Consider the following 15,971-nt stretch of genomic DNA (forward strand, 5'->3'; position numbering starts at 1 on the left):
TCACGCCAACCCCTTGTACGAACGAGATGTCCGTCTGGAAATCGTTACCTTGTGAACGAGTTTCCGGAAAGCGATTCCGCGAAATAATTCCCGCAGACAAGGGGCGATGAATACCGCCATGAGAAACTGCGACGTGCCAGAATGAAGGCCGTTGCTCATGATGAATTTCGTTCAGCTATTCATCATTATCAGAATCTCGACATCTGATTCACAGGGGCTCGACCCTGAGCCCAAGGCTTCTTGATAAAAGTCAACCCAAAGGCGAGAAAAGCTTTTTTATAATCATCCGAATCGGCAGTGACCAAACAAACGGCAAACAACACTGTGCGATACGGATATTTCATGAAGGCATGGAATGACGCCATGGGGGCTGCCCATCCACGACGGAAGCAACCACCTTCTGGACGTCATCAAGCCCAAACGTTAAAACAACAATAATTATCTTCCCGGCGATTGCTGCCCGCCTCTCCTTCGAGATGCGGGCAGTTTTTTTGTGCGTCCGAAATTACTGACCGGCGACAGTCGCTGCGCTTTCATCGAGCAGCTCGACCGAAACCCGACGGTCCGGCTGCAGGCACTGCACGGTCTTTTCTGCACCCGCAGTGTCCTGGTGGCAACCACGGGAGAAATCTTCCGTGGCCCCCATGGCGCGAACTTCCATGGGCAGACGCACACCCAGTCGCTGCAGCTCATCACGCACCGTCACGGCACGTCGCATGGACAGGCGCTCGTTGTAGGCACGGTTGCCCAGGCGGTCGGTATGCCCCATCAGTTTCAGGACCTGATGTTCGTTCGGTCCATGGCCCTTCAGCACCTCGGCAAAGTCCATCAGCTTCTGACGATCTTCGGGCAGGATGTCGGCCACGCCCGAACGGTCGAAGCGGAAACGCACATCCAGTGTCGGCATGGCGGGCGCCTCGATCACCGGCGCAGGGACAGCCGGCTTCTCGACGGGAGCGGAAACGACCTGCTTGGGCTTGCACTGGGCGGCCAGTTTTTCCGCCTCTTCCGTCAGATCTTCAGCAATCTGGATATAGGGGCTGGCATGGCGCCAGCCACCCTGGCGAATCTCGTTGCCGGCATGCACCAGCTCGACTTCGGCGCACGCCAGACGTTGGGCAGCACACTGCATGCCTTCGGTGTCCTGACGCAGGCGGTCATGACGCGCCCAGAGATCGTCGCGCAGGCGGCGTGCATCATTGACCAGCGGCGTTTCGCTGACGTCCGGATTCTGACCGGCCTCCAGCTGGTCCAGGATGCCCTGGGCCTGCGCAAGCGAAGCCCGGGGGAACCCGCCACGATCATTGCGCGTGTATTCGTGGAAGCTCACGTCCAGCCAGCACTGGGCCTTGGCCAACGCATAGCTGCCCAAGCGGACACCTTTCCGGGCGTTGAGTTCCGCGATGCGCGCCTGCGTGTCCCGATAGATGCCCTGGTCACGGGCAATCTGCGCATCTTCCATCTTCTGGAACGGCGTGTAGGAGCCCGTGTCGGCAGTCATTTCCTGGCCCGCCATCGACCCGGAAACCTGTGCACCTGCATCCAGGTCCTTGTTGGCCTCTCCGTGCGTACCGGCGCAGGCTCCCAGCATCAGCGACAGCAAGATGGTGGCAGGTGCGCAATGTCGGCGTGACTTCATGGTGTAAGCAGCGGTCAGGCGCAAAGCCCCGGCAGCGTCGCAGCGCGCTCGGCATGCATCGGCATGACCCATCCTGTTCCTGTGGTTGGACTGATGGCACAAGGTTAAGACACGCCTTTTTCCCCCTCTCGCCCGCCCCGACAGGTGGGCCACAAGGCCCGACATGCTGGTGGAGATGGCCGGATGCTCGCTGCCTGGGTGCGACATCCAGACCTGAGCTCTCACTGGTCCGGATATGCGCCAGAAAGACGAACCCCGTGCCGGGACACATCCCGGCACGGGGTTCGATGGACCGATGCCCCCTGCCCGGCCGGTGAGCCGGGCGGGGAGCGAACTACCCGATCAGAACGGAGCCTTCTCCGAGGGGTTGATGCGGATCATCCGGGACTTGGACGGCACACCCGCCTTGTTGAAGGCAAACACGTGGTAGAAGCCCGGAGGCGTCAGGTACTTGTTCTTCGGCAGTTCGATGTCCAGACCGTTGCCGTTGACGCGGAACTTCACTTCGTTGAAGCGCTGTTCCATGTCGAACGAGTGCGTGACGGCGCCCGTCTTGACCAGCGTGACCCGAGCGATGTCGTTGGCATCGGCGGTCTCGATGTGGAAGGTGCTGGCCGGCTCGGCCACCATCGCCACCGCACCGCTGCCAACCTCACCCTTCAGCACCGGACGCTTCGCCAGCGTACCGTCGGCATTGAACAGGTACGGCGGACGGTAGATCTGGGCGTTCAGGTTGTCGACCGGACCCGGCTGACCACCACCGGTGGACAGGACCGTGGCATCCGGCAGCAGCAGGGTCACGCTGTGATAGAGGCGTTTCTCGCTGATGTTGGCGCCCGGCGTCCACTGACGGGTGTCGGGGTTGAAGAGCATCGTGGCGTAGTTGATATCGCCCGCATCCTCGTTGATGGGCTCTTCGACGTCGACCAGCAGGTTCTTGGTCGAACCACCCGAGACCAGCACGTTGCCGTCGGCCAGGACCGTGGCATTGCTCCAGTGGTAGGTCTTGTCCAGGGCCGGCATGTCGAACAGCTTGGGACGATCTCCGTTGATGTCGATCAGCGTGGCCTTGGACGGACCGCCGTTGTTCATGTTGCCGGTCATGTCACCGCCACCGAACTGGAAGATCAGGCCCGGGCGAACCATGACGGCCGTGGAGGTGGCCTGCCAGCCGCGGTAGAACTCCCAGTCTTCCTTGCCGTCTTCGGTGATGCGCGGATAGTCCCAGTGGGCACCCAGCATCTTCACCGAACCCTTGCCGGCATTGCCATACGGATCGATCTCGTACATGAAGTGCGGGTCGAAGCCGAAGATCTTGCCGTTCGGGGCAACGAAGTTGCGCGGATAGTTGTTCTCGAACGCGGCCATCTCGTTGGGACCAACCTTGATCTTGGCCATCGTGTCGATGGTCAGCGCCTTGAAGGTGCCGTCGGCCTTGCGGATCTCGGGGTGCTTCTCGCCGTCGGTACCGCCCTGGATGTAGACCTCACCGGTGGGCAGCGTGGTGGCCGTGCCGTACCAGCGCGGCAGCGTCATGTCGTTGCGCGCGGGGGTCAGCAGGTTGCTGCTCGGATCGAAGATGTTGACATCCTTCACGCCACGGTTGGTGACGCGACCATCCTTCAGCAGGTCACCGCCCAGGATCATCATCCGGCCGTCCTGCAGCAGGATCTGCGCCGAACAGAACAGGAAGGTCTTGGTGGAGTTGAGCAGCAGCATGTGGGACGCATCGTCCGTGCCCAGCTCGGGATCCCACACGTCGTAGCGGAACTGGCTGTCCTGCCGGACGTTGTAGTCCGTACCGTAGGTGAGCACCCGACCGTCGGCCGTGATGGCGGCATGAATGGAAACCACCGGCCAGTTCACCTTGGGCAGCCATTCACCCCGGGTCTTGCGTGCCTGCTGTTCGGCAGACGTGGTGGGCGTGACAGGCTTGACCGGCTCGGCAGGCGTGACCGGGGCAACCGGCGCGACGGGCGGCTTGGGAACTTCAGGTGCGGTTTGAGGCGCAGGCTGAATCACCGGCGGCACGGGGCGCACGGGAGCAACCGGCGCAGCGGCGGTACCGGTACCCGAGGTGCCGTTGGTAGCAGGCGTGGTCGGCTTGGTATCGGCAGCCGGACGGGTTGCAGCGGCATCGGTCGAAGCCTGGTTGCCCGACGAGGTGGAGGTATTGGCCGAGGCGTTGCTGCCCGACTGCGTGGTGGTATCCGTCGAGGCGATGGTGTTGCCAGCACCGCCTTGGGTACCCGTGCCGGTAGCGGTGGGGCCAGGGGCGGCCGCACCGGAATCACTGCCGCCACCGCCGCATGCAGCCAGTACGGTCAGCACGGCAAGCGAGGCAAGCTTGAAGGAAGGCGTAGAGACTCTCATGGCGATCAATCCAAACGAGTGAAAGACGTCCGTCGGAAAATCCGGGATGACCCCGGAAAACGCTGGACTCCCTGTCGCGGACATGCGCGGGGTGCGGGTGCTGTGTGGCAGCCTGCACCGACACTGCGCATCGGAGACTGTCGGCATCATCCTCCAGCGCCGGCTTTTTCACGCTCGAAAATTTCACGTTTGCATCGATCTGGCAGGCGACCATTTCCTCCTGGTGTGCCATGGGCATGCCTGACGCAGGCCGAGACCTGACATGCAGCACAAAAAAAGGGCCAACGCCTTGCAACAGGCAGTTGGCCCTGTGGGAGCCCCGGGACTGACAGGGGCTCCGAAAGGAAGAACGCGATCAGCGCGCCATCAGGCAGCAGCCTTGGGCTGATCTTCAGCCTTGGCAGGCTCGGCGGCCTTGGCCTCCGGGCTGAAGCGTGTGCCGGCACGGAACTCGTCGACCAGACGGTCGGTCAGGCGCAGCGCCAGGGCAACCAGCGTCATGGTCGGGTTGTTGGACGACGAGGTGGGGAAGACCGACGAACCTGCGATGTAGAGGTTCTCCATGCCATGAACCAGGCAGTTGCGGTCGACCACGCCTTCGCGCGGCGAATCGGCCATGCGGGTGGTACCCATGTGGTGGTAGGTACCTTCCATGTCGGCCGGCCAGCCCACGTCGTTGATGCGCGGCCCCAGGGTGACCTTGGCGATCTTCTTGTCTTCCAGCTCGCGTGCCAGCAGCTCGAAGGAGGTGTCGACCGTATCCTTGACCCGCTGGTTGAGGCGCCAGTCGATCTTGGTGCGGCGCATGCCCAGAGCATCGACGTCGTCGCTCAGCATGACACGGCTGTTCGGATCCGGTTCCGGCTCGGCGATCAGCTCCATGGTGACGTAACGCACCAGCTTGAGCGAGCCCGTGGTGTGCGCCACCGAGTAGGTGAGCGAGTCCATCGGGTGCGAGAAGATGTGGCCGAGGTCGGTGCCCAGGCCCACGAACGGCGACCACTTGCCGCGAACACGCTGACGCATGCGATACAGCGCCCGGACCACATCGGTGCCCTCACCCGCGTACAGCGAGCGGAACCACATCTGGGCGTCGAGGATGCCGCGCTCCTTCTGGACCTCGAAGGGGATGCGCATCTGGCCGGAGATGTCCACGCCACCGATCTTGACCTTGTTGACGATGCAGTGGAACTTGATGTCGAACAGCGGGTTGTTGCGGTACGGCTCGGCAAAGTCGACGATACCGTTCAGGAAACGCGGGTGATCCTGGAAGTAGCGACCGACCAGGTCATAGCGGTTGCCGATGCCGGCGCTCTGCTGACGGTTGGAAGCCAGCAGCAGGCGGGCGTTCTCGATACCACCGGAGGCCAGCACGAAGACCTTGGCCTGGACCGTAGCCGACACGCCTTTCAGGGTGCGGATCTTGGCGCTTTCCACCGCACCGCCCCACGGGTTGCACTGCAGCTCGACGACGTTGGCCTTGATGTAGACCTTGACGTGCTTGGCCGCCTTGAGCTCGCTGCGATAGGCTTCGCCCATCTTCAGCGGGGGGCTGTACTGGGAGATGATCTCCTCGACCTTCTTGGGGTCGAAGGGGTAGCTGGCCGCCTTGGCCGACAGTCCCTTGGAAGGACCATGGGTGGCCTCGCCGGTCTTGCCCACCCAGTGGGCAGGGTCGTAATCGTTGGACGGGACCTGCAGGATGGCATGCGAGCGCTGGTAGAAGGGCTCCAGGTCTGCACGGCCGATGGGCCAGCCGCTGGCCTTGATCCAGGAGCGGTTCTCGAAGGCGCTCTGGTCCCACGGACGGCAGAAGCCGCCCCAACAGTTGCTGCTGCCCCCCAGGAAACGGCTGCGGGTGCCGTCGGAGAAATCGTAGGGGATACCCACACTGGGCCCCCGGTAAAGGTCAGCAGTGGCTTCATCACGGGAAAGGCCGCCACTCTCGAGCACGACGGTGTCGATGCCGGCTTTCTCCAGCTCCAGCGCCATGGAGATGCCTGCAGCGCCGCCGCCGACGATACAGATCTGGGTTTGAATGACGGAGCCCGAGGCCAATTCGTTGGTGTCGATCAGCATGGATGGTTCCTTCTGGGGACGCAGTGTTGCGAAGGCAAGCACCTGACATTGAAAGGAAAATGTCTGTCATCCTCTGGATGAGGGGCGGCGCGCGTCTGGCGCGAATGTCAGGCACCCTGGGACTGTTTTGGCAGTTTTTTGCAGTATAAGCCCCGCCGCCTTGTAACGCGACGCCGACTTTGCTTCAAACCTTGACGTAATGCACACAACCAAAACAAGACATTACGTCGGATCGTACTATCGTTGCACAGCGTTGTCTATAGACAACAAACTAAAGAAGTAAGGTTGTAAAGCTCCGCGCCTTTCTGTGTTATTTACAACACTTGGCCGACCAAGCTCGGGTCTGAGCAGCCAGGCGGCATGCAGGCCTGCCCGACGGGCTGCCAGCACATCCAGCTCCAGATCGTCGCCGATATGCAGGGTTGCCCCCGGCTCGACGCCCAGGGCGTCACAGGCGGCGTGGAAGATACGGGGGTCGGGCTTGGCGGCGCCGAAGGCGGGCGCGCTGATGCTGGCGCTGAAATATCGGCCCAGCGGGGTGCGATGGACATCGGCATTGCCATTGGTGATGGCGGCAATGCGGTAGCGGCTGGCCCAGGCAGCCAGGATACCTTCCACTTCGGGCCAGGGTGTCACCCGCTGCCGTGCTTCCAGAAAGACGGCAAAGGCGGGGTCGGCAAGCGCCGGGTCTTCGTGGTGTTCGGTCAGCAGGTCATGCAGGAGCCGGCGTCGCAGCCAGCTCATGTCATGGGCATGCTCGGGGTATTGGGACTTGAGGGCCAGGACGCTGCGACCTGCAGCCAGCGTCTGCGCTGTCAGGGGCGCGCGGGGCGCGAGCCACTCGACCAGCTCGCGCTCGGCCTGGGCCAGTACGGGCAGTACCGGCCACAGCGTATCGTCCAGGTCCAGCGTGATGGCCTGGATGCCCTGGAACGGCCCACCGCCCTGCCCTGTCACTTCTGGTACTTCAGAAGCAGGGTCTCGTATTCCGAGAGGATCTTCTCCCACTGGAACTCGGCCAGGAAGCGCTCGCGCGAGGCCTTGCGCATGCTGTCGAGACGGGTGGGATCGGCCAGGATGGCGTCGAGCTGCGTGGCAAAGCCGGCTGCGCCGTCGAAGAAGGCGGCACCGGGGCCGGCCACCCAGCGGTTGAAGCGATTGTCGTGGGCGATGACAGCATTGCCGGCGCCCAGGGCCTCGACCAGCGACGGGTTGGTGCCGCCCACCTGGTGACCGTGCACGTAGGCCGCGGAATGAAAGCGCAGCGCCTGAACCACCTTCTTGTCGTAGATGGCGCCCAGGAACATCACTTCGTTGCCGGCAGCTGCCTTGACGGCCTGATGATAGGCATTGCTGTCTTCATACTTGCCCAGCACGGCCAGCTTCATGCCGCGCGGCTTGCGCGAGAAGCCCTCGACGATTTCCAGCAGCGAGTTCTCGGGCTCGGCCCGGGCAATGACGCTGAGGTAGCGGCCGGGCTCCAGGCCCAGGGCCGTCACCGGGGCGGTGTCGGCCGAGCGGATGTCCTCGGCGCCATAGGGAATGACGGTGATGCGCTCGGGGCTGGTACGCCGGGACAGGTGGACCTTGATCTCGGGGTGATCTGCCACCAGGTGGTTGCCCAGCCAGGCGCCCGCCCATTCGTTCAGATAGAACCAGGCCTTGGGACCGGCGCCCCACTTGGCGCGCTGCCACTCGATGCCGTCCATGTTGATGACGTTGGGCAGGCGTGCCATGCGCAGCAGCGTGCAGAAGATGGCGGTGTTGTAGCCGAGCGTGAGGCAGGGTTCACCGGCCTTCTGGGCGTGGCGGGTGGCGATCCAGTCGAACTGGATGGTGCCTGCCGGGCCAGCACGGTCAACGGGGATGTTGATGCGGTGGACACCTTCCCAGGTGTCTTCGGTGATGGGGCCGGTCCCGTCGATCTGGCAGTAGACGGTGACCTTCCAGCCCTTCTTCACCAGATAGAGCGCCAGGTATTCGGCAAAGGTCTCGAACCCGCCATGCGCTGCCGGCACGCCACGGATGCCGAGGATGCGAAGCGCAGGCGCGGAATGGGCGGACACGGCCGAAGACGCGGCCGCAGTGTTGGGCACGTTGCTCAAAACTTGACTCCCAGCTCTCGATAGACGGTTTCGATGCCTTCAATATACCGCGTGCGGTTGAAATGGGTGGCGCAATGAACGCGGGCCTTGCGCCCCATTTCGGCGATGTCGGCGTCGGAACGGGCAAAGACCTCGGTCAGCACGCCGGCCAGGGCGTCGACATTGCCACTGGGAAAGACCCAGCCGATCTCGGGGGTGATCATCTCGGGAATGCCGCCGATGTCGGCGCCGACGACGGGCTTGCCGCTGGCAAAGGCCTCGAGCACGCTCATGGGGGCGTTCTCGTACCACTCACTGGGCAGCACCAGCGCCCGCGCGCCCTTGATCTGGTTCCAGAGGGCATCTCCCGAACAGAAGCCCAGCCATTCGATCCGGTCTGCGCCCGGCATGGCCTTGAGTTCTTCTTCCAGGGGGCCTGTGCCGGCCACGCGCAGCTTGACGCCAGCCTGGGCAGCCGCCCTGGCCAGGGTGGCCACGCCCTTCTCGGGGGCCAGGCGACCGGCAAACAGCACGTAGTCACCCGGCTCGTAGGAGGGGGTGAAGGCGTTGACGTCGACGTAGTTGGGGACGTAGGTAACCTGCCACTCGGGCCAGCCCCATTCGATCAGCTTGTTGCGGTAGAAGTGCGAGGGCGCAACCACGCGCCCCAGATACTTCTGCCAGGTGTTCATGGTGCGGCTCAGGCCCGATTCCAGCATGACGATGGCGCTGGCGCCGAGCGAGTTGCGCACGCAGCGGTGGCGCAGCACGTTGATGACCGAACCGTCCTTGCAGCGCTCGCAGACCCCGGTGCTGTTGAGCATCTTGTAGGCCGGGCAGGCGATCTTCAGGTCGTGTGCGGTGAGCACCGACGGGATGCCGGCCTCGTGCAGCACGGGCAGCACCGAGGGCGAAAGGTGGTGGTAGATACAGTGCAGGTGCGCCACGTCGGCCGGGAAGACCTTGAGCAGCTTGCGCAGCTTGTCCTGGGCCTCGAAGGAATAGATGGCCTTGGACGCCTTGACCAGCTTGTCCTTGATGCCGTGCGCGTTGCCGAATTCCAGCTCCTCCACGAAGTACTCGCTCCAGCGCGAGGGCATGTTCTTCGGGTGATGCATGGACATGACGGCCGTTTCCCAGCCGAGTTCCTGGAAGAGCGCGTCATGTTCCAGGTAGACGACGTCGGACCCACCACGGCGATAGTGGTAGGAGTTCAGGGAAAGAAGGCGGGGGGGTGTCGTTTTCATGAGGCAGCCATTCTATAGGGGCCTCCCGGGTTGCGCAGTGCGGTAGTGTGCGCCCGCCCCACAGGAAGCGCCGTTCCGGCGCCAGCGGTGGCCCGTCCGTCAGAGCGGCCCTCCGGGCGGCGTCCCAAGCGTTGCAATATGGCAACGTAACGTTCTTGCCGCACGTTTTGTGGATTTTTGGGATGAACGCCAACAAAATCAACGTATTGACGGCATTTTTCCCGGACAATCCGCGACGCCCAGTCATGATCAATCGCAAATTCTGTTTCAGGACCGTTACCTCCGGGAACGATTTCGGCGCCCCGCCCTGCCGGCCGGTAGCATAGGCCGGAAGTCGGACTTACTCCCGACGACGCGAACATGATGACCGGACAGGACGGCTGAACCGGCAGCCGGATCCGGGCGGCAATCCCGATGAACCTCATTGAGCAGTTCTTGCAGCAGCCATGAAACCCAAGATCGTTTTTGTCGTGATGTCGGCCATCCACAGCCCTGAGTCGGTGGCCCAGCTGGCGCGCGCGCTTGCCCCCCACACGGTGGTGGTGCACCACGACTTCAGCCAGACGCCCGATTTCTCGGTGAACGAGCCCAACGTGCGCTTCGTGCCCGAGCCGAAGCGGACTGGCTGGGCCATCTGGGGCTTCTCGGAAGGCATCTTCCATGCCATGCGCTATGCCTATGAGAACCTGGAGTTCGACTATCTCCAGATCCTGAGCCCGACCTGCCTGCCGATCAAGCCGGTGAAGGCCCTGGAAGAGCATGTGGCCTCGGGCAAGACGGATGTGGACTTCGCCTGGATCGACATGCTGGCCGACGACGACGCGCTGATGTCGGTGTCGTACCGCGGCTTTGCGGGCGAGGAGAGCTTCCGCCACCGGCTGCTGCGCCGGATGATGGTGCTGTATTTCAACAATACGGCCGAACGGCGCGACCTGGCCGGCGTGCAGCTGCGTACCGGCGGCAACCTGGATGCCAACGGGAAGCTCCGTCCTGTGGCCCGGCTGGCACGTTTCGTGACCCGCCTGCTGGTGAATCCAACGCTGGGCGGCCACGTGTTCACCAAGGACTTCCCGCCCTTCTACGGCTCGACCTGGTTCGGGGCCCGGCGTGAGGTCGTGGGCTGGATGCTGGAGCGCTTTGCGCAGAAGGACATCCAGACGCACTTCCCCAAGCTTTGCATCGCCGACGAGTTCCTGATTCCGTCGATGATCATGCAGGGCGTGAAGAAGAAGGGCTTCAAGTCCGGTCCGATGAACCACTGCATCGTCACCTTCATCGAGGCCAACCCGGCCTGGCTGACCGATGCCGACTTCGAGTTCCTGCAGAAGTCGCCGGCCTTCTTCGGCCGCAAGTTCCCGGATGACATCCACACGCCCATCCGTCGCCGCGTGCTGACCGAGCTGGTGGGCCTGACGCCGGAACAGGTCGTCCCGCCGGAAGACGACGCACCGGTGACGGTGGCCCCGGCCCGTGCCGTGGCAGCCGCCTGAAAACGGCAACCGGCTTCCAACCGCTCCCTGCTTTCCCCTGGCGGCCCCTGTGCGGGCCGCTTTCTTCATGCAAGCGGGGGGAAGTACAGGGTTGCGCTGCACGCCATGCTCAGGCATGGGTGCGGCAGGATGCCCCATGCGGCTGGAATACTAGCCGTCCATTCCGTCGAAAAGCGCCACACAACCGGCAAATGCGGGTAAAGAAACTTTAACTCGCCGCATCGCCCGTTGTCCTGACGCCAACCGTTCATCGGGACAAATCGGCCTCACACAGACATGAGGCATGGTTTTACCGTATTGTCTCGGGTATCGGTAGTATCATCGACGTGCTTTGAGTGAGAGACATCGGGCAGCAGAGTTGCGCAAACGCAACATTTGCTGCCGTGTCCTGCCCGAACCCCAGACTCGTACAGGAGACGACCCTGCTCTCCATCATCATCATCTCCCGCAATCAGATCGAAACGATCGACAGGTGCCTGACCAGTGTTCAGGTGGCCACCAAGGCTGCCGGGCTGGACCGCTACGAGGTCGTTTTCGTCGATTCAAAGTCCACGGACGGCACGCCGGAGCGTGTCCGCGAACGCCTGGGCAAGGACGTGACCATCGTCCATCTGTCCGGCCACACCAACGCCGCCATTGCCCGCAACGCAGGCACTGCCGTGGCCAAGGGTGACGCATTCTTCTTCATCGACGGTGACATGGAAATCGGTCCCGATTTCCTGAAGGTCGCGCTCGGCCCCGATGGTCTGCCGCACCACAACGTCACCTCCGGGCAGCTGCCCGAGAAGTTCTATTCACCGACCGGCAAGTTCCTGACCGACGGCCCGGACCGCTACAAGGTGCGGGCCGACGGCTATCGGGTGGAACTGGGCGGCATCTCGCTCATCCGCCGCGAGGCCTTCGAGAAGGTCGGCGGCTTCATGACCGAAATGCGCGTCAACGAAGACCAGGAACTGGGCCTGCGGCTGTGCAAGGCGGGCTATGGCATCTATGGTTATGCCACGGTCATGGCCACGCACCACACGGTGGACTACTTCCAGTGGCACCGGCTGGGCCGCATGCTGCTGGACGGCAGCATGTGCTATCCGGGCGTGGTGTTCCGCCGTCACTGGATGAACCGCCACTACTGGCCGCTGCTCATCTCGCACCAGCGCCCCACCGCGGTGTTTGCCCTGTCCCTGTTGCTGGCCATCTTCGTGAGCCCCTGGTGGCTGCTGCTGTTCATCGGCTACATCGTGGCCAAGAACATCCGCCGCCCTGGCGTGAGCTTCCTGCAGGATCTGGCAGGCACGGCAGCCCGCAGCTCGGGCTTCCTGATCGGTGTGCCGTTCTTCTATCCGCACCACATCGACAACAAGGACATCCACTACACGGTGGCCGAGTACCCGAACCCCGTGTGGAAAGATGGCCAGACCAGGCCACCCGCCCCGGAAGGCACGGAAAGCACGGAAAAACCTGCGGCCTGAGGCCGCGAAGGCCGGACGGTACCTCGTCAGGGATCGCCTTCGGTCCTTGAAGCCGGTCCGGACATCATCCCCAAAGCGCCCTTGCTGCTGAAGCCTGGGCGCTTTTTTCATGCCCGGTCGTCATGCCCGGTCGTCATGCCCGGTCGTCATGCCTGATCGACATTCCCCGATTGTCATGCCCAGGATCATCATGCCAAAAAAGAAGGCGCCCTTTAAAGGGCGCCTTTCGGAGTGCATCGGCCACCCAACCAGTGAGGGGGTGGCCGATGCTTGTTGATGCCTGCAGACTCAGACCGTCGGCGCGGCTCCACCGTCGGCCGGAGGTGTGGCCTCGGGCTGGCCGCCGCCGCGCTTGCGCTTGAGGACGGCCTGGAAGATGCGAACTTCTTCCTGACGCGGACGCAGCACCAGGCCCAGCACCACCAGGTAGACCAGCGAGGCCAGCACGACGCGCCACCACCATTGCGGGAAGACGTGATAGAGCAAGGTGGCTGCGATGAGCCCGATGCAGCTGGCAAACGTGCAGGCCAGGATGTGCTCCAGGTTGACCTGATACGGGAAGCCCGTGCGCCGCAGCCAGTAGGCAACCATGATGTTGGCCAGCACCAGGCCGACGCAGTTGGCGGCCGGCAGGGCCACGATGCCGAATTGCGGGGCCAGGGCCACGCCCAGCAGAAGCGAAAGCCCCAGGAACAGGTTGCTGAAGACGAGGAAGCCGTAGCGCTCGACCGTGTGCGAGAGGTTCTCCAGCGAATGCCGCCAGGACTCCAGCGCCATCACCAGACACATCATCAGGATGAGCAGGTTGGCATCGGAACCGTACTTGCCCTTGGACAGCCACAGGTACAAGTCACCACCGCCCGCCGCGAAGAAGGTGGCGGCCAGGCCGATCAGAACCAGGTTGACGGTGAGCGCCGCGTTGGCGACGGTCTCGGCCTCCTGGTAGGAGCCGTTGGCCGAATAGCGCGCTGCCATCACCGGACGGATCATGCCGTTGAAGAGCTGGGCCGGCAGGTAGCGCTGCAGCTGGTCGAAGATGGACTGCGCAAAACCGAAGAGAGCCACCTGGATGGCGGTGAACTGGTTACCGGCCACCAGACGGTTCACCATGCCGCCGTAAGGCAGGATGATGAGGCCCTGGGTGTAGCCCTTGATGCCGAAGTCGATCATCCGGCGCATGTTGTTGTTCAGCCATTCACGCTGAAGCGGAACGTCGGTGTTGTCACCGGGGCGATTGCGGCTGGCCTTGTAGACGCCCCAGGTCATCACGAGGGCACCAATGGCCTCGTTGACGATTTCGACGAGGATCAGGTTGGTCAGCGTCATCTGCTGCGCCCAGACCAGACCTACCACACCGATGAACTTGCCGACGGTGACGGCGGCGAAGGCCGTCTGACCGCGCTTCTGCTCCAGCATCGCCTCCAGGATCTGGAACTCGGAGTTGGAGGTGGTGCGGAACAGCACGACCAGCATGTAGAGCTGCAGGGGCACCACCCACCGCTCCAGGCTTACCCAGTCGGCCAGCCACAGCGGGAAGATCATCAGCACGATGACCGTGAGCAGGATCAGCAGCAGGCGCAGGCCCATGGAATAGCCGATGAGCCGGCGCAGCGCCCAGGCGTAGCGCAGGTTGAAGATCTCGGGCACGAAACGGGTGAGGATCTGCCCGGTACCGACCGACGTGAGGGTGAGCAGCACCTCGGTCAGGCCCAGCAGCACGGAGTAGGCCGCGAACTCCTCGACCGGCAGATGCCGGACGGTGAGCAGCAGGGCACCGACGCCGGCCACGGAGGTCAGCGCCTTGCCCATCAGGAAGTGTTTCATGCCGGCAGCGATACGCCGCGCACTATAGGGGTTGTGATCGGCGTGTTCCGACATGGGATCTGTTGCCTGTTCTGACGGAGAGAAGGATCAAGGAAGCGCTCAGCGTGTCGTTCCTGCGAAACTGAGCCCCGACACCGAGTTGGGCGCGACGGTGTAGCGCGCCACCCCCTGGGCGTCGAAGGAGAGCTGGATGCTCTGCCGCTTGGGACCATCGATGATCTGACGGTCGTAGTTGTTGATCTGGGTGACGCCGCCACTGATGCTGGCCAGATTGGCCTTCAGCGTCTTGCCGGCCAGCGCCGGCATGTTGAGGGTGATCTCGGTAGCCGCCTTGTCGCGGTTGACGGCCCAGACGCTGTAGCGGCTGCGGTCCTGGTTGGTCATGACCGTGCCGCGCGCCGAATAGCCGCCGCCGTAGCTGGACGGGTTGCCGCTGCTGGTCTTCGTTTCCAGCACCTGGGGCAGCAGCGTCTCGCGCAGCAGCGCATAGGCATGCAACGGCACCGACGGATGGTAGGCGGATGCACCCTCGGGCTGATGGAACATGGGCCACGGGCCGGTGCTGCCATGCAGGGCATGCAGATCGGTGCCCTTGACCTGGGGCAGCTGCGTGGTGGTGATGATCAGGTCGGCCAGACCGATGCTGGCCCCCAGATCACCCGACTGGCGCCAGTTCCTGTTCCAGGCCTCGCCCTGCCCTTCGGGCCAGCGGGCGTGCTCGGTGACCCAGAAGCCGACATCCTTGGCCGGGACGCCGCCCTTCTCGGCATCGGCAATGGACTGGCAGAGGTGGTCGATGCGGTTGGTGACCGGCGGGCCATCGGGCTCGCCGTCATAGTAGAGATGCTGGGCGAATTCGGTGATGCCACTGTCCTTCAGCCCCTTGGCCAGCGCCGTGTTGTACTGCGAGGCGTTGATGCCCCGGTCGGACTGGGCGTCGAAGTCGGCCATCATGGCCACGAAACGCGCCTTGGGATCGACCTTGCGCACGGCCTCCATGACGGTCTGGGCGCGGTTCACGTACAGGTCGGAAGTCCACTTCTCCTCGAAGCGGTCCAGCTCGTTGCCCAGTTCCCAGCGCACGACCGGCACCTTGCGCTCGCCGATGTGCCGGACCAGGTCGGCAGCCTCGCCGGAGAGCTTGTCGATGTCGGCCAGCCTGTCGATGTCACCCTTCAGGTTGAGCACGTACCAGACCTGGCCATTGATCTCGCCCACGAAATCCAGGTACTCATCGACCCCGAACTCGATGCGCGGCAGCTCGATCCAGTCGTTGATGCGGACCGACTTGCGCGTGGCGACCTTGCCCACCGAGGTCTTCCAGCGGTGGTAGTTGGCGGTGGTGCCACCGGGATATCGATAGACCGCCCCCGGGAAGTGCTGCTTCAGGAAGCGCGTGACCTCGGGGCGCACCTGCTGCCGCTCGGCATCCCAGAGCGAGAGCTGGAACTCGCTGTTTTCCAGGTTGAAGCCGAAATACTCGGGCCCCATGCTCTTGACGACCTTGTCGGAAATCGTGAGCGAAAGCCCCTCGGAACCCTTGTTGACCGCCACCGGCTTGCAGTCGCCGCTGGGCGCTACGGTGGACTTGCAGCCGACAAGGGCCAGCCCGAGCATCAGGGCCAGGGGAAGCCTGCACAGGGATTTGACATCAGGTTTTGGCATGACGATGACCCGAGGGGCGAAGGGGGTTCGAGAGGTCGGCGGTCCGGGCGGACCGGCCGGCGACGAAGCCCGGATGACGACGCGGGCATGGACACGATGGGCGC

The 15,971-nt window shown here is 63.5% G+C and carries 10 protein-coding genes; 2 read left to right on the forward strand and 8 right to left on the reverse strand.

What is annotated here, in order from left to right; genetic code table 11:
* Positions 1-505 precede the first annotated feature (505 nt).
* From EL249_RS00340 to EL249_RS00365, 6 genes are all read right to left on the reverse strand, one after another.
* A complete protein-coding gene (locus EL249_RS00340; RefSeq protein ID WP_169311708.1) occupies positions 506-1,639 on the reverse strand; it encodes an OmpA family protein in 1,134 nt (377 codons plus the stop codon).
* A gap of 342 nt (positions 1,640-1,981) precedes the next feature.
* Positions 1,982-4,012: a galactose oxidase early set domain-containing protein gene (locus EL249_RS00345; protein WP_005675089.1), complete on the reverse strand. Its 2,031-nt coding sequence runs from the start codon at positions 4,010-4,012 to the stop codon at positions 1,982-1,984.
* Between the two features lie 366 nt (positions 4,013-4,378).
* Complete coding sequence (locus EL249_RS00350; RefSeq protein WP_005675086.1) at positions 4,379-6,091, reverse strand: GMC oxidoreductase; 1,713 nt, start codon at positions 6,089-6,091, stop codon at positions 4,379-4,381.
* Positions 6,092-6,328: 237 nt separating this feature from the next.
* Positions 6,329-7,048, reverse strand: coding sequence for an HAD family hydrolase (locus EL249_RS00355; RefSeq protein ID WP_005675084.1), 720 nt, complete (start codon positions 7,046-7,048; stop codon positions 6,329-6,331).
* The gene (locus EL249_RS00360; protein WP_232002050.1) at positions 7,045-8,187 is read right to left on the reverse strand and encodes a DUF1972 domain-containing protein; all 1,143 of its coding nucleotides are present in this window, start codon (positions 8,185-8,187) and stop codon (positions 7,045-7,047) included. The genes EL249_RS00355 and EL249_RS00360 overlap by 4 nt, the downstream gene beginning before the upstream one ends.
* Before the next feature lie 5 nt (positions 8,188-8,192).
* A complete protein-coding gene (locus EL249_RS00365) occupies positions 8,193-9,422 on the reverse strand; it encodes a glycosyltransferase family 4 protein (RefSeq protein WP_005675081.1) in 1,230 nt (409 codons plus the stop codon).
* 446 nt (positions 9,423-9,868) lie between these two features.
* Between EL249_RS00365 and EL249_RS00370 the strand changes: the two genes are divergently transcribed.
* A complete protein-coding gene (locus EL249_RS00370; protein WP_005675079.1) occupies positions 9,869-10,912 on the forward strand; it encodes a hypothetical protein in 1,044 nt (347 codons plus the stop codon).
* Positions 10,913-11,295: 383 nt separating this feature from the next.
* On the forward strand, positions 11,296-12,378 hold the full coding sequence (locus EL249_RS00375) for a glycosyltransferase family 2 protein (protein ID WP_005675078.1): 1,083 nt from the start codon (positions 11,296-11,298) through the stop codon (positions 12,376-12,378).
* Between the two features lie 288 nt (positions 12,379-12,666).
* Here EL249_RS00375 and EL249_RS00380 read toward each other — a convergent pair whose 3' ends face one another.
* A complete protein-coding gene (locus EL249_RS00380) occupies positions 12,667-14,256 on the reverse strand; it encodes a lipopolysaccharide biosynthesis protein (protein ID WP_005675077.1) in 1,590 nt (529 codons plus the stop codon).
* 45 nt (positions 14,257-14,301) lie between these two features.
* The gene (locus EL249_RS00385) at positions 14,302-15,867 is read right to left on the reverse strand and encodes an alpha-L-arabinofuranosidase family protein (RefSeq protein ID WP_148669024.1); all 1,566 of its coding nucleotides are present in this window, start codon (positions 15,865-15,867) and stop codon (positions 14,302-14,304) included.
* Between the last annotated feature and the right edge of the window lie 104 nt (positions 15,868-15,971).

The organism is Lautropia mirabilis (assembly GCF_900637555.1).
In the GTDB taxonomy this organism is placed as follows: Bacteria; Pseudomonadota; Gammaproteobacteria; order Burkholderiales; family Burkholderiaceae_E; genus Lautropia; species Lautropia mirabilis.

Excerpts from the sequence above, each read along its gene's own strand:
- EL249_RS00350 (WP_005675086.1), bottom strand. The coding sequence starts at position 6,091 with ATGCTGATCGACACCAACGAATTGGCCTCGGGCTCCGTCATTCAAACC.
- EL249_RS00370 (WP_005675079.1), top strand. The coding sequence starts at position 9,869 with ATGAAACCCAAGATCGTTTTTGTCGTGATGTCGGCCATCCACAGCCCT.
- EL249_RS00380 (WP_005675077.1), bottom strand. The coding sequence starts at position 14,256 with ATGTCGGAACACGCCGATCACAACCCCTATAGTGCGCGGCGTATCGCT.
- EL249_RS00340 (WP_169311708.1), bottom strand. The coding sequence starts at position 1,639 with ATGAAGTCACGCCGACATTGCGCACCTGCCACCATCTTGCTGTCGCTG.
- EL249_RS00385 (WP_148669024.1), bottom strand. The coding sequence starts at position 15,867 with ATGCCAAAACCTGATGTCAAATCCCTGTGCAGGCTTCCCCTGGCCCTG.
- EL249_RS00365 (WP_005675081.1), bottom strand. The coding sequence starts at position 9,422 with ATGAAAACGACACCCCCCCGCCTTCTTTCCCTGAACTCCTACCACTAT.
- EL249_RS00345 (WP_005675089.1), bottom strand. The coding sequence starts at position 4,012 with ATGAGAGTCTCTACGCCTTCCTTCAAGCTTGCCTCGCTTGCCGTGCTG.